Below are 25,968 nucleotides of genomic sequence, written 5' to 3' on the forward strand. Positions count from 1 at the left end.
CAAGGAGCCAGCACCCATGGCGATCAAATTCGGCCGCCCGATCGACCTGCGCGACACCGCGCGCAATCCGGCCACTGCACCGACACCGGCGCTCGAGCTGACCATCCGTCCCCGCCGCAACCGCAAGGCCGAGTGGGCCCGCCGGCTGGTGCGCGAGAACGTGCTCACCACCGACGATCTGATCTGGCCCCTGTTCGTGGTGCAGGGCGACCGGACCCGCAGCACCGTCGCCTCGATGCCGGGCGTGGAGCGGCTGAGCGTCGACGAGATCGTCCGCGATGCCGAACGCGCGGTTAGGCTCGACATCCCCTGCATCGCACTGTTCCCCTATACCGAGCCGTCGCTGCGCGACGAGCACGGCTCCGAGGCCTGCAACCCGGACAACCTGGTCTGCCAGGCGGTGCGCGCGATCAAGAAGGAGTTCCCGGAGATCGGCGTGCTCTGCGACGTCGCGCTGGACCCTTTCACCAGTCACGGTCATGACGGCCTGATCCGGGACGGCCGCATCCTCAACGACGAGACCGTCGCCGTGCTGGTGCGCCAGGCCCTGGTCCAGGCCGAGGCCGGCTGCGACATCATTGCGCCGTCCGACATGATGGACGGCCGGGTCGGCGCGATCCGCCAGGCTTTGGATCAAGCCGGTTTCCTCGACGTGCAGATCATGGCCTATGCAGCCAAATATGCATCCGCCTTCTACGGCCCGTTCCGCGACGCGATCGGCTCGGCCAAGACGCTCACTGGCGACAAGCGCACCTACCAGATGGACAGCGCCAATAGCGACGAGGCCCTGCGCGAGGTCGAGCTCGACATCGCCGAGGGCGCCGACATGGTGATGGTCAAGCCGGGCATGCCCTATCTCGACGTCGTCAGGCGCGTGAAGGACACGTTCAGCATGCCGACCTTCGCCTATCAGGTGTCGGGCGAATACGCGATGATCGCGGCGGCCGCCAACAATGGCTGGATCGACGGCGATCGGGCGATGATGGAGAGCCTGCTGGCCTTCAAGCGCGCCGGCGCCGACGGTGTGCTCACCTATTTCGCCCCGCAAGCCGCCGAACGGCTGCGGCAGCAGCGTTGAGGAGGCGCTGGGATCTTTCGGGACCCGCCGGTCTTTGAGCACGCCGATCCTTTCGCGTGCGCGAACCGCCGGGTCGCGGAGAGGGCTCAGAAGTCGCGAAATGGCCGGAAATTTGCCGCGCCTCCTGCAAGAACGGCCCTTGCAAGCGCAAGTCGGGTTCCCATGTGCTGGGTGCCAATCCGGAGGGCTTATTCATGGCGTATATGGGCTCAGGCGATAGCAATGGCGGTCCCGGCCCTCGGCCGCACGCCTACGATCCCTATCAGCAGCCGGAATTGTTTCGCGGCGTGCTGACGCGGCGGATGATCGCATTCCTGATCGATCTCCTGGTGCTCTCGGTCCCGGTGATCCTGGCGGTGATCTTCATTGCCGTGTTCGGCGTGGTCACGCTGGGTCTCGGCTGGGCGTTGTTCTGGCTGGTGTCGCCGGCTTCAGTGATCTGGGCCATCGTCTACTACGGCGCAACGATCGGCGGGCCGAACTCGGCGACGATCGGCATGCGGGTGATGGATCTGGAGGTGCGGACCTGGTACGGCGCGCCGGGCTACTTTGTGCTCGGTGCCGTGCATGCCGTCTGCTTCTGGATCTCGGTCTCGGTGTTGTCGCCGCTCGTGCTGCTGGTCGGACTGTTCAACAGCCGCCGCCGGCTGCTGCACGATTTCGTGCTCGGCACCGTCGTGATCAACACGTCCGTGCGCTCGCAAGTGACTGAACCGGCTCGTACCTGATGAGACGTCCGGTGGCACAGCAAAAGCGATTGACCGGCCGCCTCCGGAGCGCAATTCTGTTGATGATCGCCTCGGAGGCTCACGACGTTCCTTGACCCAGCATTCGCGTGACACCCCGCAATTCTACCTGACCGCGCCCTCGCCCTGCCCGTATCTGCCGGGCCGGCAGGAACGCAAGGTGTTCACGCATCTGGTCGGCGACAAGGCGACCGATCTCAACGACCTTCTCACCCATGGCGGCTTCCGTCGCAGCCAGTCGATCGCCTACCGACCGGCCTGCGACCAGTGCCGCGCTTGCGTGTCCGTCCGCGTGATCGCCAACGAATTCCGCCCCTCGCGCAACTTCCGGAAGGTGCTCGCGCGCAACTCCGATCTGGTCGGCGAGCAGCGCAGCGCCGTGCCGACCTCCGAGCAATATTCGATCTTCCGCGGCTATCTCGATCAGCGCCATCGCCATGGCGGCATGGCCGACATGACGGTGCTCGATTACGCCATGATGGTCGAGGACAGCCATGTCGAGACGAGAATCATCGAGTACCGCCGCCGCAATCTGAGCAACGGTCCGAACGCCAGGGGCGGCGAGTTGGTCGCGGTCGCCCTGACCGACGTGCTCAGCGATGGCCTGTCGATGGTGTACTCGTTCTTCGACCCGTCGGAGACCACGCGCTCGCTCGGCACCTTCATGATCCTCGACCACATCGCCCGGGCGCGGCGCCAGGGCCTGCCCTACGTCTATCTCGGCTATTGGATCGAGGGTTCGAAGAAGATGGACTACAAGAGCCGCTATCTGCCGCAACAACGGCTCGCGGCTGCCGGCTGGCTGCGCGTGGATGCCGAAGGCGACATCGCACCCGAGCCGCAGGACTAGAGGGATGCAGTAGCGAGTGGGGAGTAGAGGTCCTTCGAAATCTCCTGTTCGCTCCTCCCTGCGCGCCACCTCTAGCCCGTGGCCAGATCCCACACCAGCTTGGCATTGAGCGCGATGATCACCACCGCGATCAAGGTCGCAATCGCCGTCAGCCAGCGCGGCGCCACGAACTGCCCCATCTTGGCCCGGCTCGCGGTGAGCAGCACCAGCGGCACGATGGCGAACGGCAGTTGCAGGCTGAGCACGACCTGACTGAGGATCAGGAGCTGCCCGGTCGCCTTCTCGCCGGCCCAGATCGTCACCACCACGGCCGGCACGATTGCGATCATGCGGGTGATCAGCCGGCGCAGCCAGGGCGCGACCCGCCAGTGAAGAAAGCCCTCCATCACGATCTGGCCGGACAGTGTCGCGGTGATCGTCGAATTCAGGCCGCAGCACAACAGCGCGATCGCAAACAGCGTCGGCGCCAGCGTCGACCCGAGCAGCGGCGCCAGGAAGGAATACGCCTGGTCAAGCTCGGCGACGTCGCGTTGTCCGGTGCGGTGGAACGTCGCCGCCGCCAGGATCAGGATCGAGGCGTTGATGGTCAGCGCCAGGCACAGCGCGATGGTGGAATCGATCGTGGAGAGCGTGATCGCCTCGCGCTTGTCCTCTGGGCTGTCGCCGTAGCCGCGCGTCTGGACCAGGCCTGAGTGGAGATACAAATTGTGCGGCATCACGGTGGCGCCGAGAATGCCGAGCGCCAGATAGAGCATCTCCGGATTGGCGATCAGCTGTCCGCTGGGAACGAAGCCCTTCACCACCTCGGCCCAGTCCGGCTGCGCCATCGCGATCTGGATCGCGAAGCACAGCGCGATGATGCCGAGCAGCGCGACCACGAACGCCTCGATCCAGCGGAAGCCGAACGCCTGCAGCGCCAGGATCAGGAAGACGTCGAGTGCGGTGACGCAGACGCCGATCGACAGCGGCAGCCCGAACAGCAGGCTGAGACCGATCGCAGTACCGATCACTTCCGCGAGGTCGGTGGCCGTGATCGCGATCTCCGCCGACAGCCAAAGCGGCACCGAGACCCAGCGCGGGGTGGAGTCGCGACAGGCCTGGGCGAGGTCGCGGCCGGTGGCGACGCCGAGCCGCGTGCACAGCGACTGCAGCACGATCGCCATCAGGTTGGACAGCAGCGCGACCGAGAGCAGGACGTAGCCGAACTTGGCACCGCCGGCCAGCGACGTTGCCCAATTGCCGGGGTCCATATAGCCGACGGCGACGAGGTAACCGGGTCCGAGAAAGGCCAGCAGCTTGCGCCAGAGCGACCCTTTTGTCGCGGTTCGTACCGTCGCGAACATGTCGCCGAGAGACGGATCGCCGCGCTCACCGCGCCAGCCTCCGTTCATCAGGCGGTCGCTCGGCGGAACCATGGCGTGCAGCTGCGAAAGGTCTGACGATTTTGCGTCCATGGCGCTATCCTGGACGAAACCGACGTTTAATGCAACTTACTTGCAAGTGCGACTTGCCCATGTGGCGGTGCCACATAGAGATGCTGGAAATCCTCCGATACCGCTTCATCATTGCGAAAGCTCGTCCCTGCCGATTCGCGGCCCGCCTCCTCGAGGCGGCCCCATCGGCGACGGGCGCCACTTCCCACTGACGGGATCCACCATGCTCTCTACCCAACTCGGGCTCCGACCGGTCACGAACGCGCCCGTGCCTTGCAAGATCTGTGACGGTCCTGCCTCGCTCTACGGCGTGGTCGACATGAACCGCCCCTGCCAGACGGCCCATGCCCATCGCCCGCCGCTGGCCGGCGTACCAATCTACTACCGGCGCTGCGCGGATTGCGGCTTCCTGTTCACGGACGCCTTCGACGACTGGAGCATTGAGCAGTTCAAGACCCACATTTACAACGACGGCTACGAAGCCGTGGATCCGGACTATCGGATCAAGCGGCCGACCGACAATGCGGCGGCCGTGGCCCGCTTCTGGGCGCCACACAAGGCCGGAATGCGGGTGCTCGACTTCGGCGGCGGCAACGACTTGTTCTGCACCGGCCTGCGCGCTCAAGGCTTCGCGGAAGCGGTCACCTATGATCCGATGGTGGCCGAGCACGCAACCCGACCCGATCGCAAGTTCGATCTCGTCACCTGCTTCGAGACGCTGGAGCACGTGCCTGATCCGCTGGCGACGATCGGAGCCATGGCGGCCTGCGTGGCCGAACCGGGCGCGGTGTTCTACTCGACGTTGACCCAGCCGGACGACTTCGAAAGCCAGGGCATGTCCTGGTGGTACATCGCGCCGCGCAACGGCCACATCTCGATCTACACCCAGCATGCGCTGGCGCTGGCCTGGCACCGGTTCGGCTTCAAGACGGCGCCGCTGAATGCCGGCACGCATCTGGCGTTCCGCACGCTGCCACCGGAATGGGGATTGGCCGAGGCACCGACCGCGGCGTAGGCCGTCCGCAGCACGACGGCCGATGCCGGAGATCAGGAAGCGGGTGGGCGCAGGGAGGCTGAGCGGCGATGATGGCCACATCATCACATCAGGTTCCTCTTCATGACTCCCTCGCCCGCCCTGCCCGCCGCCTTCCACCGCCTCGCCTGGTCGAACCTCACCGCGCAATCGGCCGAGCAGATCGCGCTCGCCGCAGCGCCGATCGTCGCGGTGCTCGCGCTCGGTGTCGGCGAGGGCGAGACTGGACTCTTGCAGACGGCACTGACCGCGCCCTTCGTGCTGTTCGCGATCCCTGCGGGGCTGCTCGCCGACCGGATGTCGCGACGGCTGCTGATGGCCCTGGCAGAGATGCTTCGCGCGCTGGCGCTGCTCGCGATCCTCATCGCCTTCGCGGCCGGCGCGCTCACGCTGCCGTTGCTGGCGGCGCTTGGATTCGCAGCGGTGTGCGGCACGGTGGTGTTCAGCGTCGCCGCGCCGGCCCTGGTGCCGAGCCTGGTCGCCCCCGCCCAGTTGGCGCCTGCGAATGCGCGCATCGAGCTTGCCCGTACCGTCGCCTTCGCCGCGGGGCCCGCGCTCGGCGGCGTGCTGGTCGGCTGGATCGGCGGCGCGCCCGCCTTCGGCTGCGCCGCTGCGCTCTCGCTGGTCGCAGCCGTCTGCCTGGCCGGCATCGCCGAGCCCGCCCGCGCGCCCGTGCCGCGCCGCCATCCGCTGGCCGACATCAGGGAAGGCGCCGCCTTCGTGCTGCATCATCCGCTGCTGCGGCCGGTGTTCGCAACCCAGTTCATCTTCAACACGGCCCATTTCCTGCTGCTCGCGGTGTTCGTGCCCTATGCAGTCCACCGGCTCGGCCTGTCGGCAGGAGGCGTCGGCTCGGTGCTGTCGATGTTCGGCGTCGGCATGGTGTGCGGCGCGCTGCTGGCGACGCGCATCATGCGGCTTCTGCCGTTCGGCACCGTCATCGGGCTCGGCCCCGTCACCGGCTTCGCCGCGGCGCTCGTGATGGCACTGACCACGTTCGTTCCCTCGCCTGTCCTTGCCGGGCTCAGCTTCTTCCTGCTCGGCGCCGGGCCGATCCTCTGGGTGATCTCGACCACGACGCTGCGGCAGTCGGTGACCCCGGCCGGCCTGCTCGGGCGGGTGTCGGCCATCAACATCCTGAGCTACGGCGCCCGTCCGCTGGGCTCGCTGCTCGGCGCGGTCGTCGGCGGCCGCTACGGCGCCGACACGTGTCTCTACCTCGTCGCCGCCATCTTCGGCCTGCAGGCGCTCGTCATCCTCGCCTCGCCGGTCGTGGCGATCGCGCGGCAACCGGAGCCGCAGCCCGCCTAGCGATAGACCAGGATCGGCACGGTCGAATGCGTCAGCACCTTCAAGGTCTCGCTGCCCAGGATCGCCGAGACGCCGCGCAGCCCATGCGAGGCCATCAGCACCAGATCGCAATGCTGCTTGCGGGCGGTCTCGACGATCGCCTCATAGGGCTTGTCGTGCTCGACGCAGAGCGTGGCGCAGGCGACGCCGGCCCGCTCGGCATCGTCCTTCACATGATCGAGATATTTCGCGGTCTGATCGGCCACCAGCGACTTGTATTGCGCGAGCGCCTTGGTCGCAGCGTGAGGATCGACGACCAGCGAATGCAGCGGCGTCGACACCACCAGCGCCGTGACCTTTGCGCCGGTCGCCTTGGCGAGCGCAATGCCGTGCTTGATCGCGGCCTTGGACAGATCGGAGCCATCGGTCGGCAGCAGAATATGTTTGTACATGAGCTTTCATCTCCCGGCAGAGGGATGCTGGGCAGACTCGCTTCGGCTGGGCATTGACGTGGGTCAAGGGTGCGACATCTCGTCCGCCAAGTAGTTCTCGTAGGCCCGCGTGGCCGAGGCGCTGCCGGCAATTTCCGGATCGAGCGTGAAGAGATCCTGCGCGCGGCCGATGCCGCGCAGCGCGTAGCGGCCGGTCGACACCAGGTAGCGGCGACTTTCGTCGTCGAGCCCCTCGCAGAATTCGGCGGACGCCAACAGTTCGCGATCGACCGAGCGGCACATCGAGGCGATGCGGCTGACCTCGTTGACGGCCGGTCCCACCACGGTGAAGTCGAGCCGGTCCTCGCTGCCAATATTGCCGTAGAACACCTCGCCGACATGCAGCCCGACATAGGCCGAGGTGACGGGCCGTCCCTCGCCGGCGCGCCGTGCGTTCAGCTTCAGGATGTTCAGCCGAAAGCGATGCTCGGCACGCAGCGCAGCCCGGCGGGCCGAGGCCATGTCGCCCCCGGTGAAGATCGCCAGCACGCCGTCGCCGATCAGCTTCAACACGTCGCCGCCGGACTCGTAGATCGCGTCGATCGAGGCTTCCGCATAGTCGTTGAGCAGCGGGATGATCTCGTCCGGCGATATGCTCTCACTGATCGCGGTCGAACTGCGCAGGTCGGAGAACCACAGCACCGCATTGATGCGCTCGGTGACACCGCGGGAAATCCGGCCGCGCAGCACCTGCTCCGACGCATCGCGGCCGAGATAGACGCGGCCAAGGGTTCGCACGATGTCGACCTGCTGCGCGGATTTGATCGTCAGCGCGAGCAGCGGGACCAGGTCGCGCAATGCGCCGACCTGCGTGTCGGTGAAGCCGCCGTCACGCCGCGTCAGCCAGTTCGAATAGAAGCAGTCCATCTGGCCGAGCGTGCCGGCTTCCCCGAACCGGTGCACGAAGGCGAGATAGTGCCGATGTCCCTGTGCGGAAAGCTCCTCGATGATCGGAAAATCGAGATGCGCACAATTCATGAAGTCAATGCTGAACTCGTCATGGCCGTTCTCCAGCATGTGGTGGAAGACCGAGCGCCGCCAATTCTGGGCCGCCTCTCCCTCATTGCTGGAGCCATATTCAAAGCTGTCGGCTTCGTTCGTGTCGAAATCGTTCCAGCGGAAGCCACGCCCCTCGAAAATCGGATGCAGCGTATCGATGATCGCAAGGCTGCGCGACAGTTCAAGCCCGGCCGCGCGACAGCGCTCGCAGAAGCCGCGCAGGATCTCGTTTTCCGGCGCGCCGGTCAGGCTCTGACCTACGAGCCAGTTCGCCACTTCGAGACGGGTCGCCGTATCCATGGTTTCAACTCACCAACGCGTCACGATCCGGAAGGCTTCAGGCAGGCCGGCTCACCACCTCGCCGTCCTCCTTGGTGAAGGAGGAGACGGGATGATCGAGCAGGTCGAGCACGAGTTCGGACGGGCGGCAGAGCCGCGCACCCCTGCTGGTCACCACGATCGGCCGGTTGATCAGGATGGGATGCGCGAGCATCGCCTCGATCAGCTGGTCGTCGGTCCATTTGGGATCGCCCAGCCCAAGCTCGGCATAGGGCGTGCCCTTCTCACGCAGCACGTCGCGCACCCTGACGCCCATCGCGTTGATCAGCGCAATCAGCTGTTCGCGGCTCGGCGGCGTCTTCAGATATTCGATCACCTCAGGCTCCTCGCCCGAGGCGCGGATCATCGCGAGCGTGTTGCGCGACGTGCCGCAGGCCGGATTGTGAAAGATCGTCACGGGCATGGGCTGTCCAGTCGTTGCGTTCCGAAGGCACATTCCCGTGCCGTGCGTCTCACCCCAGACATCGTGTCCCTGATGGTGCGGCCGCGATGCGGGAGATGGTCACTGTTATCACGGCGCCGCCGCCGGCCGGAATGGGAACTCCGCCGGTCGAGGGAAATCGCCGGCGCGATGTGCAGACTGGCAGGAAGGAGCTGACCCATCGCGGCTTACACCACGTCGGCAGGAGCGAGCTTGCAGGCGCAGCCATCGGCCTCGATCTGCAGGGTCGGATGCTGGATGTTGAAGCGATGTGACAGCTCGGCGCAGACGCGATGCAGGAACGCATCATCCGTTCCGCCTGCCCGGACCAGATGCGCCGTCAGCGCGGTCTCGTTGGTGCTCATCGCCCAGACATGGAGGTCGTGCACCTCGCTGACGCCGTCGAGGGAGGCGAGATAATCGCGCACCTCCGGCAGCGCGATGTCGCGCGGCACGGCGTCGAGTGCCAGATTGACGCTGTCGCGGGCGAGCTCCCAGCCGCTCAACAGCACCACGAGCGCGATGACCAGGCTGACCGCCGGGTCGACCCACAGCCACCCCGTCCAGATCGTGACCAGTGCCGCGACGACCACGCCGAACGACACCGCGGCGTCGGCGGCCATGTGCAGGTAGGCGCCACGGATGTTGAGGTCGGTGTCGCGGCCGCGCATGAACAGCAGCGCGGTGGCGCCGTTGATGGCAATGCCGAGCGCGGCGACCCACAGCACGGTGATGCCGGCCACTTCGCCCGGATTGCGCAGGCGATCGAACGCCTCGACGGCGATGCCGCCGACCACCAGCAGCAGCAGCCCCGCATTGATCAGCGCCGCCAGGATCGAGGCGCGGCGATAGCCGTAGGTATGGCGGTCGGTCGGCCGCCGGCCCGACAGCCACAGGGCGCCCCAGGCCAGGAGCAGCGACATCACGTCGGACAGATTGTGGACCGCGTCCGAGATCAGGGCCAGTGAATGCGCGGCGTAGCCGAAAACGAGCTCGGCGATGACGAAGCCGGTATTGAGCGACACGCCGATCGCAAAGGCCGCGCCGAAGCTCGCCGGCGCATGGCTGTGGCCGGCGTGGCCATGGGCATGTGGGGGACCATGATCATGAGAATGGCCCTGGACGTGATGATGAGAATGCGAGTGCGCCATCCAACGTGTCCCCGGGCGATCGCGCACCTCGCGATCGCCCGCTGTCTGATATAGACGGCCGCCGGACGGATACTATTACGTCGCTACTCGATCGGCCGGTTGAACTTGTTCGACTTCGGCAGGCCCTGCGCGATGCGGCCGGCGTCGGCGCGGTTGCCCCGGTAGTCGGCCAATTCCTTCCAGCTCAGGCCCTGATCGCGGCCGGCGGAATCCTTCCAGGCCAGCCCCTGCTTCTGCTCGAAGGTGGTGACGTCGGACAGCTGCGCACTGGTGTATTTCTGCAGCCGGACGCCGCGGCCACGCGCCATCTCCGGCACCTGGTCGAGCCCGAACACCACCATCTTGTGGTTGGTGCCGATGACCGCAACCTGATCGCCCGCGACGGTGGTGATCGCGCGCGCTTCCGCTGGCGCGGTCACGTTGAGCACCTGCTTGCCCTTGCGGGTGTTGCTGACGCAGTCCTCTTCCTTGACCACGAAGCCCTGGCCGTCGGAGGCCGCCACGAGGAACTTGCGCTCGCCCTTGGCGACGAACATCGACACGATCGAGGCGTCCTGGTCGAGGTCGATGAACATGCGGATCGGCTCGCCATGGCCGCGGCCACCGGGCAGCTTGCCGACGTCGAGCGAGTAGAACTTGCCATTGCTGGCGAACAGCAGCACCTTCGAGGTGTTCTCGGCGAAGAACGCCTGGCCGAGCTGGTCGTCGGTCTTGAACTGCAGGTTCGACAGGTCCGCGACATGACCCTTGAGCGTGCGCACCCAGCCCTTGTCGGAGACGACGACCGTAACCGGCTCGCGCTCGATGAAGGCCTCCTCGATGGCGGCGAGATCGTGCTCGGGCGCGTCGGCGAAATTGGTGCGGCGCTTGCCGAGCGGCGTCTTCGGCCCGAACATGTCGCGCACCGTCTTGACCTGCTCGCCGACCTTGGCCCATTGCAGCTGCTCGGATCCGAGCAGCGCATTGATGCCCTTCAGCTCGCCGCGCAGGTTCTTGTCCTCGGTGCGGATCTCCATTTCCTCGAGCTTGCGCAGAGAGCGCAGGCGCATGTTGAGGATGGCCTCGGCCTGGACCTCGGTGAGCTTGAACGTCTTCATCAGGACCGGCTTGGGCTCGTCCTCGGTGCGGATGATCCGGATCACCTCGTCGATGTTGAGGTAGGCGATCAGGTAGCCGCCGAGAATCTCCAGCCGGTTCTCGATCTGCTTCTTGCGGTAGTTCGAGCGTCGCAGCAGCACGTCGCGCAGATGGTCGAGCCATTCGCGCAGGCACTCGGCGAGACCCACCACCTTCGGGATCTTGCCCTTGATCAGCACGTTGAGGTTCAGCGGAATCTTGCTCTCGAGATCGGTGAGCCGGAACAGCGATTCCATCATCAGCGCCGGATCGACGTTCTTCGACTTCGGCTCGATCACGAGCCGCACGTCCTCGGCGGATTCGTCGCGGACGTCGCCGACCAGCGGCAGCTTCTTCTCGTTGAGCAGCTCTGCGATCTTCTCGACCAGGCGCGACTTCTGCACGAGATAGGGAATCTCGGTGATGACGACGATCCAGGTGCCGCGGTTGCCCTCCTCCTGCTTCCACTTGGCGCGGACACGGAACGAGCCGCGGCCGGTGGTGTAGGCCTCGATGATCGATTCCTTGGAGTCGATCACGGTGCCGCCGGTCGGGAAGTCCGGGCCCTTCACCCAGCGCAACAGCGCGCGCGACTTGGCGTCGGGCTTCTCGATCAGATGCAGCGCGGCGTCGCACAGTTCGGCGGCGTTGTGCGGCGGGATCGAGGTGGCCATGCCCACCGCGATGCCCTGCGCGCCGTTGGCAAGCAGGTTCGGGAAGCCGCCGGGCAGCACCACCGGCTCCTTCGACTGGCCGTCATAGTTCGGCCGGAACTCGACGCCGTCCTCGTCGATGCCGTCCAACAGCAGACGCGCGACGTCGGTCATGCGCGCTTCGGTGTAGCGATAGGCCGCCGGATTGTCGCCGTCGATGTTGCCGAAATTGCCCTGGCCGTCGACCAGCGGATAGCGCGAGGAAAAGTCCTGCGCGAGGCGAACCATCGCGTCGTAGATCGCCTGGTCGCCATGCGGATGGAACGAGCCCATCACGTCGCCGACGATCTTGGCGGACTTCTTGAACGCGGTACCGGGATCGAGCCGCAGCAGCCGCATGCCGTAAAGGATGCGCCGGTGGACCGGCTTGAGGCCGTCGCGCGCGTCCGGCAGCGCGCGGTGCATGATGGTCGAGAGCGCGTAGGCGAGATAGCGCTCCTCCAGCGCCTCGCGCAGCGCGACCTCGTGAATCTCCGCCGGCTCCGGCGGAATCAGTGATTTTCCCATTAGCGTTTAGCTTTCAGTGGGTTAGCCCAGGAGCTTGAGCTGGCGTGAACGATTTGGGAACAGGCTTTATGCGATGACGCGCCGGGGCGCAATGACGGCCCTGCCCGGTTCCAGAAGGAAAAAGCCGGGTGTCCGGCCGCGGAACCGCAAAGGAGCCCGCAAATCATGCAGATCACGCGCCGCAGATGCATGTGGCTCCGCTCACGGATTGAGCAGCCAACGCGGGTCCCGTTGAGGTGCAACGCTGTCGCACACGAGTCTGTGTTGCTGAGATCGTCACGCTCCGTCGCTAAGGTGGCAGCGGGCATCCTTCGTTGCGTACCGACGCGACGAGGCGCGCCATCACGCCGCGCCTTGAACGCGGCAGATTCCATCCAGTGAGAAAGGCAGACACTCCATGAGCTCAGGATTCGTGACGACATCGGACGGCACGCAGATCTTCTACAAGGATTGGGGCTCGGGCCAGCCGATCGTCTTCCACCACGGCTGGCCGCTGTCGTCCGACGACTGGGACGCGCAGATGCTGTTCTTCCTCGACAAGGGCTTTCGCGTCATCGCGCATGACCGGCGCGGTCACGGTCGCTCCAGCCAGACGGAGACCGGCAATGAGATGGACACCTATGCGGCCGATGTCGCCGCGCTCGCCGCCAAGCTCGACCTGCGAGACGCGGTCCATGTGGGCCACTCGACCGGTGGCGGCGAGGTCGCGCGCTACGTGGCGAAGCACGGCAAGGGCCGCGTCGCCAAGGCTGCCCTGCTCGGCGCGGTGCCGCCGATCATGCTGAAGACGGAGAGCAATCCCGGCGGGCTGCCGATCGAGGTGTTTGACGGCTTCCGCGCGGCGCTCGCCGCCAACCGCGCGCAATTCTTCCTCGATATTCCGACCGGCCCGTTCTACGGCTTCAATCGCAATGGCGCCAAGGTTTCCGAAGGCGTGATCCGCAACTGGTGGCGCCAGGGCATGATGGGCGGCGCCAAGGCGCATTACGATTGCATCAAGGCGTTCTCCGAAACCGACTTCACCGAGGACCTCAAGGCGATCGACGTGCCGGTGCTGCTGATGCATGGCGAGGACGACCAGATCGTTCCGATCGACGATTCCGCGCGCCTCGGCATCAAGCTGCTGAAGCATGGGACGTTGAAGACTTATGCGGGCTTCCCGCACGGCATGGCGACGACGCATGCGGACGTGATCAATGCGGACCTGCTGGCGTTCGTCAGGGGGTAGCTCGATCATTGCACTTCGCCGAATGCGCATTCCGATGCCGATGAAGCGATAGATCTCAAATCCTGCTCGTCATGGCCGGGCTTGTCCCGGCCATCCACGCAGCACTGCACACGCCGAACGACGTTGATGCCCGGGACAAGCCCGGGCACGACGAGTTCGGGGCTACCATTGATCCACTATCTCAATTTCCGCGTCGGAGACGTCGTCCTGCCTTCTCGCGACGCGCTCCGCGCCCGAGCTATCAAGATCGATTACCCTCTTCGGACAGAGGGCACAGGGAAGGCCGGACCTCGACTGAGGCCCGTGGCCCGCCTGCTCAAAAAATGCAGGCGGCAGGTACCACAGGTTCAGCCGGACGACCCGGCCCTCCCTGTGCGATGGGCTTACGAGTTATACGCAGTCTCCCCGGTGTCCGGCTTGTGAGCCACCGTCGCCCCTGGGATCATCACCCACGGACTTGGCGCCAGCATCGGGGCGCCGGGACGCTGCGATTTCGTCGTCCTGCTGGACTCGTTCGTCCGCGCGCACATGCGCGCTGCGATCCGACAGGCCACCGCTCCCCGCTTCCTACGTCTCGTGACGATCGCGATGCGCCCCTCCTGTGGAGGCGGGATGCCGGGAAACATCGTCCTGATTTGCCCGACGACACAAGGCGAGCCCCCTGCGGCAGATTGGCTCGACGGGCAATTGGCGCATGGGAGATCGCGCCATTCTGCATATCAGAAACCGGATCGGCTGAGGCTCGGCGCGACCGCGGGAACCGATGGCGCCCGAGGCGCGTTCCCTCACCATCAACGTAATGCGTACGCGATATCCACCGAAGCACGACCTGCTGGCGGGCATCTTGCATGAAGAATTTTTCCGATGCGTCCTTTACGCCTGACGTCATCGCGCTGATGACCGAAGCCCTCAACGCGTCAGTCGCCGCGCTGCCTGAGCCGGTGAGTTCGACGAACGTGAACCTGCTTGCAGAAGCCGTGCTGCGGGCCGCCAAGGCCGGCGAGCGCGACGTCACCGCGATGCAGCGGCTCGCGCTGCTCGAACTGCAGATCATGCCGCGCATGTAGAGCGGATCACAGGCTTTCCTACAAGCGTAGAGCATTCCCAACGCGCTCACTTCCGGACCTCCTGGCTCGAGATGCGCCGCATGCGGTGCTCCTCACCATGAGGATGAGGGGTCGCGCCTGACGCGCCGCCGGCCTTCCGCGTCCATCCCCCGGCCCCCGCGCCACGTCCCACCCGTTCGCAATTGACAAATCCATTCGTCAATGTCTAACTCCCATCGCCGCCGACAGAGCGGAGCAAAACGGGGAGGATCTTCATGCGACGGCAGCTGCTCGCCTGCGCGTTCCTGGCAACGACATCATTCATCGCGACAGGCGCTTCAGCCCAGGTTTCTGACGACGTCGTACGGATCGGCGTGCTCACCGATCTCTCGAGCTGGGGCCGTGACAACAGCGGCCCGGGCTCGGTCGAGGCGGCGAAAATGGCGGTCGAGGAGTTCGGCCCCACCGTGCTCGGCAAGCCGATCGAGATCATCAGCGCCGACCACCAGATGAAGACCGACGTCGGAACGACGGTCGTGCGCGACTGGTTCGACAACGGCAAGGTCGACGCGGTCGTCGACATCCCCAATTCCGGTATCGCGATCGCCGTGCACAATATGGTGCGGGAGCGCAACAAGATCGCGCTGCTGTCAGGGCCCGGCGCGAGCTCGCTGACCGACGAGCTGTGCAGCCCGAACACCGTGCATTTCACCTACGACACCTATGCGCTGTCCAAGGTGACGACCTCGGCCGTGATCAGCCAGGGCGGAAAATCCTGGTACTTCATCACCGCGGACTATGCCTTCGGCCAGCAATTGGAGAAGGACGCCACGCGCTTCATCAAGGAGCTCGGCGGCACCATCCTCGGCGGCGTCAAGCATCCGACCAACACCGCCGACTTCTCCTCCTTCGCCTTGCAGGCGCAGAGCTCGAAGGCCGACGTCGTCGCCTTCGCCAATGCCGGGCAGGACACCGACAACGCCATCAAGCAGTCCGGCGAGTTCGGCCTGGTCAAGGGCGGCCAGAAGCTGGTCGGCCTGTTGATGTTCGACACCGACGTGCATGCGATCGGGCTCGAGGCCGCGCAAGGCACCTACATGACCACGGCGTCGTACTGGAACATGGACGACAACACCCGCGCCTGGTCGAAGAAGTTCTTCGCCCGCGCCAAGGTGATGCCGACGATGATCCAGACCGGCGTCTATGGCTCCGTGCTGCACTATCTCAAGGCCATCAAGGCGGCCGGTACCGACGATCCGAAGGCAGTGATGGCGAAGATGCGCGAGCTGCCGATCGAGGATACGTTCGTTCACGGCGGCAAGCTGCGCGAGGACGGCCGCGTCATCCGCGACATGTATCTGGCCCGCGTCAAGAAGCCGTCGGAATCGAAGGAGCCGTGGGATTATCTGGAGATCGTCAAGACCGTGAAGGGCGAGGATGCGTTCCGGCCGGTCTCCGAATCCAAGTGCCCGCTGCTGAAGAAGTAGGAGCGCGCGCATGAGCGGAGCAGATCACCCGGCCGGCGACACCCATGATTGCGACGTGCTGGTGGTCGGCTCCGGCTGCGCCGGGCTGTCGGCGGCGGTCACCGCCGCCCATGCCGGGCTGAAGGTCATCGTCACCGAGAAGGAGCCGCGCTTCGGCGGCACCACGGCGCGCTCGGGCGGCTGGCTGTGGATTCCCGGCACATCGCTCGCCAAGGCCTGGGGCATCGATGAGCCGCCGGAGCTGGCACGCACCTATCTGCGCCATGAGGCCGGCAACAGTTTCGATGCGGCGCGCGTCGACGCGTTCCTGACCAAGGGCCCGGAGGCCGTCGACTTCTTCACCAGCAAGACAGCGCTGAAGTTCGACATGCCGCTGACCTTTCCGGACTACCACGCGGAGGCGCCGGGCGGCACCCAAGGCGGCCGCTCGATGGTGACGCGGCCGTTCGACGGCCGCGAGCTTGGGCGTCACATCGAGGATCTCGGCCAGCCCCTGCCCGAGCTCACCGTGTTCGGCATGATGCTCGGCTCCGGCAAGGAGATCATCCATTTCATGCGCGCGACCAAGTCGCTGGCGTCGGCGTTCTATGTCGCCAAGCGGCTGTCGAAGCATGCGCTGGACGTGCTGCGCCATGGCCGCGGCATGACGCTGACCAACGGCAATGCGCTGGCGGGACGGCTGGCGAAGTCCGCGTTCGATCTCGGCATTCCCCTGTGGCTGTCGTCGCCGGTGGCCGAGCTGATCCGCGACGGCGAGGCCGTGCGCGGCGCCGTGGTGACGCGGCAGGGCAAGCGCATCAGGGTCAATGCGCGGCTCGGCGTGGTGCTGGCCTGCGGCGGCTTCCCGCATGATGTCGACAGGCGCAAGGCAATGTTTCCGCATGCGCCGACCGGACAGGAGCATGTGTCGCCCGGACCGGTCGGCAACACCGGCGACGGCCTGCGGCTGGCCGAAGCCGTCGGCGGCCGGGTCGAAGACGGCCTGCCGCACGCGGCGGCCTGGGTGCCGGTCTCCGTCACCACGCGCAAGGACGGCAGCAAGGGCGTGATGCCGCACTTCATCGACCGCGCCAAGCCCGGCGTGATCGCGGTCACCGCGGACGGCGTGCGCTTCGCCAATGAAGGCAATTCCTACCACGACTTCGTGCAGGCGATGGTCAAGGCGGCCAAGCCCGGCCGCGAGATCGCGGCCTGGCTGATCACCGATCACCGCTCGTTGCGCCGCTACGGCCTCGGCTGCGTGCCGCCGTTCCCGATGCCGCTCGGGCATCATCTGAGCACCGGCTATCTCAAGCGCGGCGCGACGCTCGCCGAGCTCGCGAGCACGACGGGCATCGATCCGCGGGGGCTCGAAGCAACCGTCGCCGCGTTCAACGCCGATGCCGCGCTGGGCCAGGATCCCACATTCGGCAAGGGCTCGCGCGCCTACAATCGCTACCAGGGCGATGCGCTGCACGGGCCGAACCCGTGTGTGGCGCCGATCAAGGACGGGCCATTCTACGCCATCAAGATGGTGATCGGCGATCTCGGCACCTATGCCGGCATCCGCACCGATGCGCATGCCCGCGCGCTCGACGCCCAGGGCCACCCGATCGAGGGGCTCTATGCCGCCGGCAACGACATGGCGAGCATCATGGGCGGCAACTATCCGGGCGCCGGCATCACGCTGGGACCGGCGCTGACCTTCGGCTACATTGCCGGCCGGCATCTCGCCGAACGCGCTGGCCAAAGGAGCGCCGCATGAGCGACAGTCAGATGTTGGCCGGCAAGCTTGCGCTGGTCACGGGGGCGGCGCACGGCAATGGCCGCGCGATTGCGCTCGGCCTCGCCGGCCGCGGCGCCGATGTCGTCATCACCGACATCGACTTGGAGGGTGCCGAACGTTGCGCCGCCGAGATCCGCGAGCACGGCCGCCAGGCGTGGGCGCATCGGCTGGATGTCACCGACGCCGCCGGATGCACCGCATTGGCGGCGCAATTGCGCGCCGAGGTCGGCGCCATCTCGATCCTCGTCAACAATGCCGGCATCATCATCCGCGAGAACATCGACTCGCCGCGTGCGCCACAGAACTGGCAGCGCGTGCTCGACGTCAATCTCAACGGCGTGTTCAACGTCACCTACGCCTTCCTTGCCGCCTTGCGCGCGACGCGCGGCACGATCGTCAACATTGCATCCGTCGCCTCCTTCGTCGGCATCAGCAACACGCTCGGCTATTCGCCGTCCAAGGGCGGCGTGAAGTCGCTGACCCAGGCGCTGGCGCGCGAGCTCGCCGCGGACGGCATCCGCGTCAATGCCATCGCCCCCGGCGTGATCGCCACCGCGATGACGGAGTCGACCCGCAACGATCCCGAGCGGCTCGCCGGCTTCATGAGCCGCACGCCCCTCGGCCGCGTCGGCCAGCCCGAGGAGCTCGCTGGCCCGGTGGCGTTCCTGGTCTCCGACATGGCGTCCTACGTCAACGGCGTCACGCTGCCGGTCGACGGCGGCTTCCTGGCGGTGTAGGCACGGCGCCGGACCAGGGGCACAACAAGACATGGGACGAGAGAGCCGCGGCATCCAGTCGATCGAGGTTGGCGGCACCTTGCTGCAGGCACTGGCCCGCAGCGGCGAGCCGATGATGCTGCGCGACCTCGCGCGCGAGGCCGGGCTGCCGCCGGCCAAGGCCCATCCCTACCTCGTCAGCTTCTCGCGCATCGGTTTGATCGAGCAGGACGAAACCACCGGCCGCTACGAGATCGGCCCGCTGGCGCTCGAGCTCGGCCTGATCAGCCTGCGGCGGCTGTCGGCGGTCCGGATCGCGACGCCGAAGATCGCAGCGCTCGCCGGCGCGATCGATCACGCGGTGTCGCTCGCGGTGTGGGGCACCAATGGCCCAACCGTGGTGCGGCTTGAGGAGCCGAGCCATCCGGTGCACATCGTGATGCGCGTCGGCTCGATCATGGCGCTGCTGGAGACGGCGACGGGCCGCGCGTTCGCGGCGTTCCTGCCGCCGAAGACCGTGAAGGCCGCGCTCGACACCGGCCTCGATCATCTCGGTGTCGGCTACAATCCGAAGCGCGCGCCGAAGAGCCCGAAAGTGGCGGAGATGCTGGCCGAGGTGCGCGCACAGGGCCTGGCGCGCGCCATCGGCGATCCGCTGCCCGGCGTCAATGCCTTCGCCGCACCGGTGTTCGATCACGCCGGCCACGTCGCACTGGTCATCACCGCGATGGGCCCGGCCGGCACCTTCGACGCCGGTTGGCAGTCCCCGCTCGCCAACCGCCTGCGCGCGTGTGCGGCCGAGATCTCCAAGCAGCTCGGCCACGGCATCGCGCAGCCGTGACGCTCAGGCCGCGACCGAGCGTTTCTCCGGCCACGGCTCGGCCCACGCCGGCAGCCGCATCAGGCCATCGAGCCAGCGCACGATGTTCGGAAACGACTCCATCGGCATCTCGGCCTCGCGCCAGTCGGTCGCCATCGAGGCGGCCGCGAAATCGGCGATGGTGAGCCGGTCGCAGGCGACGTGGCCGCGCGCCCGCAGATGCGCATCGAGCACGGCGGCGAAGGTCTTCAGGTTGGCGACCTTGCCGGCCAGCGTGGCACGGTCGGGCGCACCGAGGCCGAACGTCTTGCGGACGATGTGCTCGAAATAGAACGGTCCGACCGCCGGCGCCCAGTGGCAGTCGTTCCACGCCAGCCAGCGCAGCACCTCGATCTGCTCCTGCGGATTGCGCGCCGGCCACATGTCGCAGCTCTCGCGGATGCAGAGGTGCGCCATGATGGCGGTCGACTCCCACAGCACGGTGTCGCCGTCGACCAGCACCGGCGCCTTCATATTCGGGTTGAGCGCGGCGAACTCCGGCGTCTTCAGGCCGCGGCTGATGTCGATGAACTCGGCGGGCACGCCGAGATGCTTGACCAGCGCGAGCACGCGGCGCGGCGCCTGGGCCTTGATCCAGTAGATCTTCATGACGGGTCTCCATCTCCTGTGCCTTGAAGACGAACGTCGCAGCACCGGATCGACAGTGACGGAGCAAAAATTCAGCGGCGGTTCCGCCGACTCGTACGGTTCCCGTAGCCGTCACATCGCGCGCACCGCCGCCCGTGCGGTGAGAATGCAACCCGGCAGGAACGTGCCCTCCAGCGAACGCTTGCCCGACGCGCCGCCGCCGCCGAAGCCGGCGGCTTCGCCGACCGCATAGAGCCCGCCGATCGGCGCACCCGTGGTGTCGAGCACCCGGCTCTGCAGATCAGTCTTGAGGCCGCCGAGGCTCTTGCGGGTAATCAGTTGCATATGAATGGCGATGTAAGGCCCGGCGCCCGGGGCCTGCAGCGGCGCAGGCTTGCAGGTGCGGAGCTTGTCGGGGCCCCATTGCCGCGCGTGCAGGATGCGGCGCAACTGGTCGTCATTGTGGAGCTTGTCGCCATTCCCAAAGTTCGCGTCGAAGGCGTCGGCGGTGGCCTGCAGCACCTCCGGCTTCACGTCGCCGGTGCCGGTCAGCGCATTCATCTTGGCGGCGAGACCGGTCAGCGTCTCGTCGACCAGGAAATGCCGGCTCTCGCGCTGCATCTGCCTGACCAGGCGATGATTGCCGAGTAGGGTCTCCTTGAGGAACATCGGCATCTGCCGGTCGCGGATGCGCGGATTGTGCTCGGCGCCGGAGATGGCGAACTCCTTGGCAGCGATGCGCCAGTTCAACAAATGCCACGTATACGGCTTCTCCTGCGCCGCGACGCGCTGGCACAGATCATGGGTGTCGAAGCCGGTCACCAGCGGCTCGGGCCCGATGCGCTCGCCCCTGTGATTGAGCCACAATGCCGATTTGCACGGCACCAGCGACAGGCCATGGCCCTCGAAATGCGGAAACGGATGCGGGATGCCGGCGGCGTAGTTCCACATCTCGCCGGCATGCGTGATCTCGGCGCCGAACGCCTCGGCCGCGTGGTGATGCAACTTGCCGTCGGAGAACGGATGCGCGCCATTGAGCATCGCCGCCGGCAGCGGCCGGCCCTTGATCCAGTTGGCGCGGGCCTCCGCATGGCTGCCATTGAGGCCGCCCATCGCCAGCACCGTCAGCGGCGCGGCGATGCGGATTTCGGCGCCCGTCTCCTCGTTGACGGCAACAACGCCCGCCACGGCGCCGGCAGCACGATCGAGGCTGACGACGCGGTGACGGTGCAGCACCGTCAGCCTGCCGCCACCGTCGGCCGCGCGCATCGCTTCGATCATTACGCGCGTGAGCCGCTGCGAGGTGCCCCAGACGATGTGATAGCGCGGCAGCGCATTGCCGTCGCCGTGCCGGCCGCGCTCGACCCAGTTCACTGCCGGCATGAACGTCACGCCGTGCGCCAGCAGCCAGTCGTAGACCTCGCTGCGCGAATGCGTGACGTAGTAGCGCGCCCATTGCAGCGGCCAGTGCTCGGCGGCATCGAGCTCGCCAAACCTGATCCAGTCGCGCAACGCGATCTCCGGCGTATCCGGGATCTTCATGCGCGCCTGCAGCGGCGTGCCGATCAGCGCCATGCCGCCGAATGCCCACAACGCCAGCCCGCCGAGCCGCTCGGGCGTGTCCCGGTCCACGATCGTCACCGACTTGCCGGCGCGCAGTGCCTCCAGCGCGGTGACGATGCCGGCAAGACCGCCGCCGGCGATGACAACATCGGATTGCAGCGTCGCGCTCATGTCACGGCGCGATCTTGCGCTTGAGCATCCGCGCCACCGGCAGCGGAACACGGTCGAGCGATCCCAGGAGGTGCGGCAGGAGCTTCAGCTTGAGGCCGGTCAGCGCTGGCGGCACCATCGCCTCGATCAGATGGGGCCCCGGCCGCGCCAGCGCCCCCTGCAAGGCGCTGGTGAGTTCGTCCGGCGTGGTGACGCGGGTCGATCGCACGCCCATGCCGTCGGCGATCTGCGCGAGCTTGAGGACCGGCCCGTGCAGGTCGAGCTGCGCCCGCGCCTTCGGTCCGATCTCCTCGGCGCCGACCCGTTCCAGCTCGACGTTGAGCACCGAGTAGGAGGCGTTGTTGAAGATGATGGCGGTGACGTTGAGCCGCTCGCGCGCGATCGTCCACAGCGACTGGATCGTGTACATCGAGCTGCCGTCGCCGATCAGCGCGATCACCGGCCGGTCGGGACAGGCGATCGCCGCCCCGATCGCATTCGGCAGCCCCTGCCCGATGGCGCCGCCGGTCAAAGTGATCAGATCGTGGCGTGGCGCGCCCGCGGTGAATTTCGACAGCATCAGGCCGGAGCTGATCGCCTCGTCGATGATGATGGCGTTCTCGGGCAGGAGATGACCGACGGCCTTGCAGACCTTTTCCGCGGTCAGCTTCTTGCCGCGCGGACGCCCGGGCCGCGAGGCCGGCGACAATACCGGCGTGGCGCGCCCGGCCTCCAGGGCGGCGGCAAGCCTGGTCAGGCTGCACGCGGCGTGCTGCGCCGGCGTCGACAAGGTCAGCACCTTGCAGCCGTCATGTGGCAGATAGCTCTTCTTGCCGGGATAGGCGAAGAACGACACCGGCGCCTTGGCGTCGACCAGGATCAGGGTGTCGATCTCCTTGAGCTGGATCTGCGCCATCTCGGCGAGATAGGCGATCCGCTCGACGGCCGGCAGGCCCGCTCCACGCTGCATGCGTGTCGGAAACGTTTCGGCGTAGACTTTCACACCGCAGGTCGCGGCGATGCGCGCGGCCGCCAGCAGCGACTCCTCGTGCAGCGCCGTGCCTCCGAGTAGAAAAGCGCTGCGGCCGCCCGCCCTGATCGCCTCGGCGACGGCCTGCACGGTCGCATCGTCCGCAGGCGCCGGCGGCTCGATCACCGGCGCCGGCTCGGCGACGCCGCCCTCACCCCAGGACACGTCGGCCGGCAGGATCAGCGTCGCGACCTGTCCGGGCCAGGAGCACGCCGCCTTCACGGCCGCCACCGCGTCGCGGCACAGCTCCGACGTCACCTGCGAGGTCCAGACGAATTCCGGCGAGACGTTGCGCGCGACGGTCTCGATATCGGACTGGAGCTGCGCGTCATAAGGGACATGATAGGTGGCGTGGTCGCCGACGATGTTGACGACGGGCACCTTGCCCTTGCGCGCATTGTGCAGATTGGCGAGGCCGTTGCCGAGGCCGCAACCGAGATGCAGCAGCGTTGCCGCGGGCGTGCCGGTCATCCGGGCGTAGCCGTCCGCCGCACCGGTCGCCACCCCTTCGAACAGGCACAGTACGGCGCGCATCTCCGGCGCGGAGTCCAGCGCCGCGACGAAATGCATCTCGGAGGTGCCAGGATTGGTGAAGCAGACCCGAATGCCGGAATTGACCAGGGTCCGTATCAGAGCTTGTGCGCCGTTGGGCATGAGAAAAGCCTGTTGCGGGGAAACTGCCGCAGCTCGGGGCGACTTGGCCGGCCCCGCCATGGCATTTCCCCTGTTTGTATTTGTGCCATTTTGGAATTGACGGTCTCAGAAATCCAATGAATTGTTATGCTTTGATCAATGAGCTGGGGTCATCGATGCACACACCAACGTTGCGTCAGTTGCAGCAGCTGGTCTACCTCGCGGAAGAGCGGCATTTCGCCCGGGCCGCCAAGCGCGCCCATGTCACCCAGTCGGCGCTGAGCCGCAGCCTGCAGACCCTGGAGGACGAAGCGGGGATGCGGCTGTTCGACCGCAGCTCGCGCTCGGTGGAGATCACGGCGGTCGGCGAACGGCTGGTGGCGCGGGCGCGCTCGCTGTTGTCGGGCGCCGACGATCTCGGCCGCGAGATGCGGCTGTTGCGCTCGGGCGATGCCGGCCAGGTGACGGTGGGCGTCGGCGCGTTCACGGGCCTAGTGCTGCTGCCGGATGCGATGGCGCAGCTGTATGCCGAGCATCCATCCGTGCGCATCAAGCTGGTGCAGGACAATTGGCGCGCCCTGATGGACGTGCTGCAACAAGGCAAGCTCGATTTCTTCCTGGCGCACATCACCGACATCAGGACCGACGACAGCCTGGACCTCGAACCGCTCGGAAGCCTTCCCGGCTACTTCTACTGCCGGCCGACCCATCCGTTGGCGGGGCGACGGGAGCTGTCGGCGCGCGATCTGGCCGGCCAGCACTTCGCCTCCGTCGCGCTGCCGCCGGACTTCAGCCGGCGGCTGGACGACCTGATCGCCGCGCCACGGGGACGCGGTTTCAATGTCGCCCTCGAATCCGAGAACGCCGGCCTGCTGGTGCAAATGGCGGTCCGCTCGGACGTCGTGCTCGTCGCGGGGGATGCGGTCGTCACCCACGAGCTGGCCTCCGGTCAGCTGGTCCGGCTCAATGTGGCCGAGCTGAAAGAGCCGCGCGCATCCGACCTGCTGCTGGCGCAGTTCGGCATCCTGCGCCTGAAGGGCCGCACGCTGTCGCCGGCGGCGATGATGCTGATGGACATGGTGCGCGCGCAAGCCGCGCAAATGCTGACCGGACCGCGCCGGCCGCCGGCTCCGCGCGCCGCACGCAACGCGCATCGATCTCGGCCGAGATCACGCAAGAAGCCGGGTGCACCCCGGCGCAACCGGTCGCGAAGTCATACCAGGAGCAAAGCCTGACCGGGGCGTGGCCCTGCGCCATCATCCGACGGCCGCGCGGCGCGACATCTCCTCCAGAACCCGCATTGCCTGCTCTGCCTGCGCTTCGGGTACGAACAGGTGATCATGATGAAAGGCCGAGACCGCGTTGACACTGATGCCGGCCCCTGCGAGGCAGGTCGTGACTGCGGCGAGGAAGCCGACCGCATCGAGCGCTGATCGCACCGACAGCGTGATCAGGCGCGCGACGAACTGATACGGCAGCCCGGCCTGCTCGGCGTCCTCGCGCCGGACGATCAGCGTGATCCCTTCGCGCTCGCGAAACAGCATCAACGGCGTCAGCTCGGCCGGGATGTCGTGATGCGTATCGACGGTGCAGAACACGAATACGCCGTCCTGCAGCTCGGGAGCCATCGTGCGCAGCAGCGTATCGAGGTTGCGTCCGCCCGCCATGGATCCCCGTCAGTTCGCCGCCAGGCGCTCGCGCCCATGCGGCGAGGTGAAATCCTGCCGCGGCCCGACCGGGACGATGCCGGTCGGATTGATGGTGCGATGGCTCTCGTAGTAGTGCCGCTTGATGTGCTCAAAATTCACCGTCGCGGCAATCCCCGGCCATTGGTAGAGATCGCGCGTGTAGGCTGAAAGATTCGGATAGTCGGCGATGCGGCGGATGTTGCACTTGAAGTGGCCGACATAGACGGCATCGAAGCGGATCAGCGTCGTGAACAGCCGGATGTCGGCCTCGGTCATGGTGTCGCCGAGCAGGAAGCGGCGCGCCGACAGCCGCTCCTCCAGCCAGTCGAGCGTGGCGAACAGCGGGCCGATCGCCTCCTCATAGGCGGATTGCGTGGTCGCGAAGCCGCATTTGTAGACGCCGTTGTTCAGCGTGTCGTAGACGCGCGCATTGATGGCGTCGATCTCATCGCGCTGGGCTTGCGGATAATAGTCGCCTTGCCTGGCGCCGACGCCGTCGAACGCCGAGTTCAGCATGCGGATGATCTCTGACGACTCGTTGTTGACGATGGTGCGGTTTTGCTTGTCCCAGAGCACGGGCACGGTGACGCGGCCGGAATAATGCGGCTCCGCGGCGGTGTAGACCTGATGCAGAAGGCCGGCGTGATTGACGCTGTCGGCCACGACGCCCGGACCCTCGGCAAACGTCCAGCCCTGCTCGCGCATCAGCCAGTGCACGACCGATACCGAAATCATGTCATCGAGCCCCTTCAGCGCGCGCATGATCAGGGTGCGGTGAGCCCACGGGCAGGCCAGGCTGACATAGAGATGATAGCGGCCCGCTTCGGCCTCGAAGCCGCCGGTGCCGGATGGGCCCGGACGGCCGTCAGCCGTGACGAAGCTACGGAACGCCGAATCCTTGCGGATGAAACGGCCGCCGGACGCCGCCGTGTCGTACCAGACGTCGTGCCATTGGCCGTCGACCAGGACTCCCATGACGCTCTCCTCTCACACCGTGGCCTGTGCGCAGGACTGCAACCTGCAGCCCCTTCGCCTGGGCCCTTACGTG

General features: G+C 66.7%; 23 protein-coding genes. 12 read left to right on the forward strand and 11 right to left on the reverse strand.

What is annotated here, in order from left to right; genetic code table 11:
* The first annotated feature begins 16 nt into the window (after positions 1-16).
* The 3 genes from hemB to QX094_RS33715 all read left to right on the forward strand — a co-directional run bounded on the left by hemB (position 17) and on the right by QX094_RS33715 (position 2,674).
* Positions 17-1,078 (forward strand): porphobilinogen synthase, encoded by a 1,062-nt coding sequence (gene hemB / locus QX094_RS33705; RefSeq protein ID WP_315752921.1) that lies wholly within the window; start codon positions 17-19, stop codon positions 1,076-1,078.
* Between the two features lie 194 nt (positions 1,079-1,272).
* Complete coding sequence (locus QX094_RS33710) at positions 1,273-1,806, forward strand: RDD family protein (protein ID WP_316175195.1); 534 nt, start codon at positions 1,273-1,275, stop codon at positions 1,804-1,806.
* Positions 1,807-1,897: 91 nt separating this feature from the next.
* Complete coding sequence (locus tag QX094_RS33715) at positions 1,898-2,674, forward strand: arginyltransferase (RefSeq protein ID WP_315711431.1); 777 nt, start codon at positions 1,898-1,900, stop codon at positions 2,672-2,674.
* Between the two features lie 71 nt (positions 2,675-2,745).
* On the opposite strand, the gene QX094_RS33720 is transcribed toward QX094_RS33715, so the two are convergent.
* The gene (locus QX094_RS33720; RefSeq protein WP_316175194.1) at positions 2,746-4,128 is read right to left on the reverse strand and encodes an Nramp family divalent metal transporter; all 1,383 of its coding nucleotides are present in this window, start codon (positions 4,126-4,128) and stop codon (positions 2,746-2,748) included.
* Between the two features lie 202 nt (positions 4,129-4,330).
* Here QX094_RS33720 and QX094_RS33725 point away from each other — a divergent pair, with 202 nt between their 5' ends.
* Both QX094_RS33725 and QX094_RS33730 read left to right on the forward strand, forming a co-directional pair.
* Positions 4,331-5,122 carry a class I SAM-dependent methyltransferase gene (locus QX094_RS33725; protein ID WP_316175193.1) on the forward strand — a complete coding sequence of 264 codons (792 nt, stop codon included), beginning with the start codon at positions 4,331-4,333 and terminating at the stop codon, positions 5,120-5,122.
* A gap of 102 nt (positions 5,123-5,224) precedes the next feature.
* Positions 5,225-6,451, forward strand: a complete 1,227-nt coding sequence (locus tag QX094_RS33730; protein WP_315711428.1) for an MFS transporter — start codon at positions 5,225-5,227, stop codon at positions 6,449-6,451.
* Here QX094_RS33730 and QX094_RS33735 read toward each other — a convergent pair.
* The 5 genes from QX094_RS33735 to parC form a co-directional block, all read right to left on the reverse strand.
* The gene (locus QX094_RS33735; protein ID WP_315711427.1) at positions 6,448-6,882 is read right to left on the reverse strand and encodes a universal stress protein; all 435 of its coding nucleotides are present in this window, start codon (positions 6,880-6,882) and stop codon (positions 6,448-6,450) included. The genes QX094_RS33730 and QX094_RS33735 overlap by 4 nt on opposite strands.
* A gap of 63 nt (positions 6,883-6,945) precedes the next feature.
* Positions 6,946-8,220 carry an adenylate/guanylate cyclase domain-containing protein gene (locus tag QX094_RS33740; RefSeq protein WP_315711426.1) on the reverse strand — a complete coding sequence of 425 codons (1,275 nt, stop codon included), beginning with the start codon at positions 8,218-8,220 and terminating at the stop codon, positions 6,946-6,948.
* Positions 8,221-8,257: 37 nt separating this feature from the next.
* Entirely contained in the window at positions 8,258-8,662 is a 405-nt protein-coding gene (gene arsC, locus QX094_RS33745; protein ID WP_315711425.1) for an arsenate reductase (glutaredoxin), read from the reverse strand.
* A gap of 206 nt (positions 8,663-8,868) precedes the next feature.
* The gene (locus QX094_RS33750; RefSeq protein WP_315711424.1) at positions 8,869-9,831 is read right to left on the reverse strand and encodes a cation diffusion facilitator family transporter; all 963 of its coding nucleotides are present in this window, start codon (positions 9,829-9,831) and stop codon (positions 8,869-8,871) included.
* Between the two features lie 83 nt (positions 9,832-9,914).
* A complete protein-coding gene (gene parC / locus QX094_RS33755) occupies positions 9,915-12,167 on the reverse strand; it encodes a DNA topoisomerase IV subunit A (protein ID WP_315752929.1) in 2,253 nt (750 codons plus the stop codon).
* 397 nt (positions 12,168-12,564) lie between these two features.
* Between parC and QX094_RS33760 the strand changes: the two genes are divergently transcribed.
* The 6 genes from QX094_RS33760 to QX094_RS33785 all read left to right on the forward strand — a co-directional run bounded on the left by QX094_RS33760 (position 12,565) and on the right by QX094_RS33785 (position 19,250).
* A complete protein-coding gene (locus QX094_RS33760; RefSeq protein WP_315827213.1) occupies positions 12,565-13,395 on the forward strand; it encodes an alpha/beta hydrolase in 831 nt (276 codons plus the stop codon).
* Between the two features lie 848 nt (positions 13,396-14,243).
* On the forward strand, positions 14,244-14,462 hold the full coding sequence (locus tag QX094_RS33765; protein ID WP_316175190.1) for a hypothetical protein: 219 nt from the start codon (positions 14,244-14,246) through the stop codon (positions 14,460-14,462).
* A gap of 254 nt (positions 14,463-14,716) precedes the next feature.
* A complete protein-coding gene (locus QX094_RS33770) occupies positions 14,717-15,928 on the forward strand; it encodes an ABC transporter substrate-binding protein (RefSeq protein ID WP_316165162.1) in 1,212 nt (403 codons plus the stop codon).
* A gap of 10 nt (positions 15,929-15,938) precedes the next feature.
* The gene (locus QX094_RS33775) at positions 15,939-17,672 is read left to right on the forward strand and encodes an FAD-dependent oxidoreductase (protein WP_316175188.1); all 1,734 of its coding nucleotides are present in this window, start codon (positions 15,939-15,941) and stop codon (positions 17,670-17,672) included.
* Positions 17,669-18,430: a glucose 1-dehydrogenase gene (locus QX094_RS33780; RefSeq protein WP_316175187.1), complete on the forward strand. Its 762-nt coding sequence runs from the start codon at positions 17,669-17,671 to the stop codon at positions 18,428-18,430. The genes QX094_RS33775 and QX094_RS33780 overlap by 4 nt, the downstream gene beginning before the upstream one ends.
* A 31-nt stretch (positions 18,431-18,461) precedes the next feature.
* Positions 18,462-19,250 (forward strand): IclR family transcriptional regulator, encoded by a 789-nt coding sequence (locus QX094_RS33785; protein ID WP_316165159.1) that lies wholly within the window; start codon positions 18,462-18,464, stop codon positions 19,248-19,250.
* A 3-nt stretch (positions 19,251-19,253) separates the two neighbouring features.
* Here QX094_RS33785 and QX094_RS33790 read toward each other — a convergent pair whose 3' ends face one another.
* The 3 genes from QX094_RS33790 to QX094_RS33800 form a co-directional block, all read right to left on the reverse strand.
* The gene (locus tag QX094_RS33790) at positions 19,254-19,877 is read right to left on the reverse strand and encodes a glutathione S-transferase family protein (protein ID WP_316175185.1); all 624 of its coding nucleotides are present in this window, start codon (positions 19,875-19,877) and stop codon (positions 19,254-19,256) included.
* A gap of 111 nt (positions 19,878-19,988) precedes the next feature.
* A complete protein-coding gene (locus QX094_RS33795) occupies positions 19,989-21,590 on the reverse strand; it encodes an FAD-binding protein (RefSeq protein ID WP_316175183.1) in 1,602 nt (533 codons plus the stop codon).
* A 1-nt stretch (position 21,591) separates the two neighbouring features.
* The gene (locus tag QX094_RS33800) at positions 21,592-23,253 is read right to left on the reverse strand and encodes an acetolactate synthase large subunit (RefSeq protein ID WP_316175181.1); all 1,662 of its coding nucleotides are present in this window, start codon (positions 23,251-23,253) and stop codon (positions 21,592-21,594) included.
* 155 nt (positions 23,254-23,408) lie between these two features.
* Here QX094_RS33800 and QX094_RS33805 point away from each other — a divergent pair, with 155 nt between their 5' ends.
* Entirely contained in the window at positions 23,409-24,467 is a 1,059-nt protein-coding gene (locus QX094_RS33805; RefSeq protein ID WP_315711411.1) for a LysR family transcriptional regulator, read from the forward strand.
* Positions 24,468-24,488: 21 nt separating this feature from the next.
* Here QX094_RS33805 and QX094_RS33810 read toward each other — a convergent pair whose 3' ends face one another.
* Positions 24,489-24,899, reverse strand: coding sequence for an ACT domain-containing protein (locus QX094_RS33810; protein ID WP_316188495.1), 411 nt, complete (start codon positions 24,897-24,899; stop codon positions 24,489-24,491).
* A gap of 9 nt (positions 24,900-24,908) precedes the next feature.
* Positions 24,909-25,895 carry a glutathione S-transferase family protein gene (locus QX094_RS33815; RefSeq protein WP_316188496.1) on the reverse strand — a complete coding sequence of 329 codons (987 nt, stop codon included), beginning with the start codon at positions 25,893-25,895 and terminating at the stop codon, positions 24,909-24,911.
* Positions 25,896-25,968: the final 73 nt, after the last annotated feature.

It is taken from the genome of Bradyrhizobium sp. SZCCHNS1050 (assembly GCF_032484785.1).
Taxonomy (GTDB): Bacteria; Pseudomonadota; Alphaproteobacteria; order Rhizobiales; family Xanthobacteraceae; genus Bradyrhizobium.

Bases quoted from the DNA above. Each gene is read 5' to 3' on its own strand.
- hemB (WP_315752921.1), top strand. From the start codon at position 17: ATGGCGATCAAATTCGGCCGCCCGATCGACCTGCGCGACACCGCGCGC.
- QX094_RS33710 (WP_316175195.1), top strand. From the start codon at position 1,273: ATGGCGTATATGGGCTCAGGCGATAGCAATGGCGGTCCCGGCCCTCGG.
- QX094_RS33720 (WP_316175194.1), bottom strand. From the start codon at position 4,128: ATGGACGCAAAATCGTCAGACCTTTCGCAGCTGCACGCCATGGTTCCG.
- QX094_RS33725 (WP_316175193.1), top strand. From the start codon at position 4,331: ATGCTCTCTACCCAACTCGGGCTCCGACCGGTCACGAACGCGCCCGTG.
- QX094_RS33730 (WP_315711428.1), top strand. From the start codon at position 5,225: ATGACTCCCTCGCCCGCCCTGCCCGCCGCCTTCCACCGCCTCGCCTGG.
- QX094_RS33735 (WP_315711427.1), bottom strand. From the start codon at position 6,882: ATGTACAAACATATTCTGCTGCCGACCGATGGCTCCGATCTGTCCAAG.
- QX094_RS33740 (WP_315711426.1), bottom strand. From the start codon at position 8,220: ATGGATACGGCGACCCGTCTCGAAGTGGCGAACTGGCTCGTAGGTCAG.
- arsC (WP_315711425.1), bottom strand. From the start codon at position 8,662: ATGCCCGTGACGATCTTTCACAATCCGGCCTGCGGCACGTCGCGCAAC.
- QX094_RS33750 (WP_315711424.1), bottom strand. From the start codon at position 9,831: ATGGCGCACTCGCATTCTCATCATCACGTCCAGGGCCATTCTCATGAT.
- parC (WP_315752929.1), bottom strand. From the start codon at position 12,167: ATGGGAAAATCACTGATTCCGCCGGAGCCGGCGGAGATTCACGAGGTC.
- QX094_RS33760 (WP_315827213.1), top strand. From the start codon at position 12,565: ATGAGCTCAGGATTCGTGACGACATCGGACGGCACGCAGATCTTCTAC.
- QX094_RS33765 (WP_316175190.1), top strand. From the start codon at position 14,244: ATGAAGAATTTTTCCGATGCGTCCTTTACGCCTGACGTCATCGCGCTG.
- QX094_RS33770 (WP_316165162.1), top strand. From the start codon at position 14,717: ATGCGACGGCAGCTGCTCGCCTGCGCGTTCCTGGCAACGACATCATTC.
- QX094_RS33775 (WP_316175188.1), top strand. From the start codon at position 15,939: ATGAGCGGAGCAGATCACCCGGCCGGCGACACCCATGATTGCGACGTG.
- QX094_RS33780 (WP_316175187.1), top strand. From the start codon at position 17,669: ATGAGCGACAGTCAGATGTTGGCCGGCAAGCTTGCGCTGGTCACGGGG.
- QX094_RS33785 (WP_316165159.1), top strand. From the start codon at position 18,462: ATGGGACGAGAGAGCCGCGGCATCCAGTCGATCGAGGTTGGCGGCACC.
- QX094_RS33790 (WP_316175185.1), bottom strand. From the start codon at position 19,877: ATGAAGATCTACTGGATCAAGGCCCAGGCGCCGCGCCGCGTGCTCGCG.
- QX094_RS33795 (WP_316175183.1), bottom strand. From the start codon at position 21,590: ATGAGCGCGACGCTGCAATCCGATGTTGTCATCGCCGGCGGCGGTCTT.
- QX094_RS33800 (WP_316175181.1), bottom strand. From the start codon at position 23,253: ATGCCCAACGGCGCACAAGCTCTGATACGGACCCTGGTCAATTCCGGC.
- QX094_RS33805 (WP_315711411.1), top strand. From the start codon at position 23,409: ATGCACACACCAACGTTGCGTCAGTTGCAGCAGCTGGTCTACCTCGCG.
- QX094_RS33810 (WP_316188495.1), bottom strand. From the start codon at position 24,899: ATGGCGGGCGGACGCAACCTCGATACGCTGCTGCGCACGATGGCTCCC.
- QX094_RS33815 (WP_316188496.1), bottom strand. From the start codon at position 25,895: ATGGGAGTCCTGGTCGACGGCCAATGGCACGACGTCTGGTACGACACG.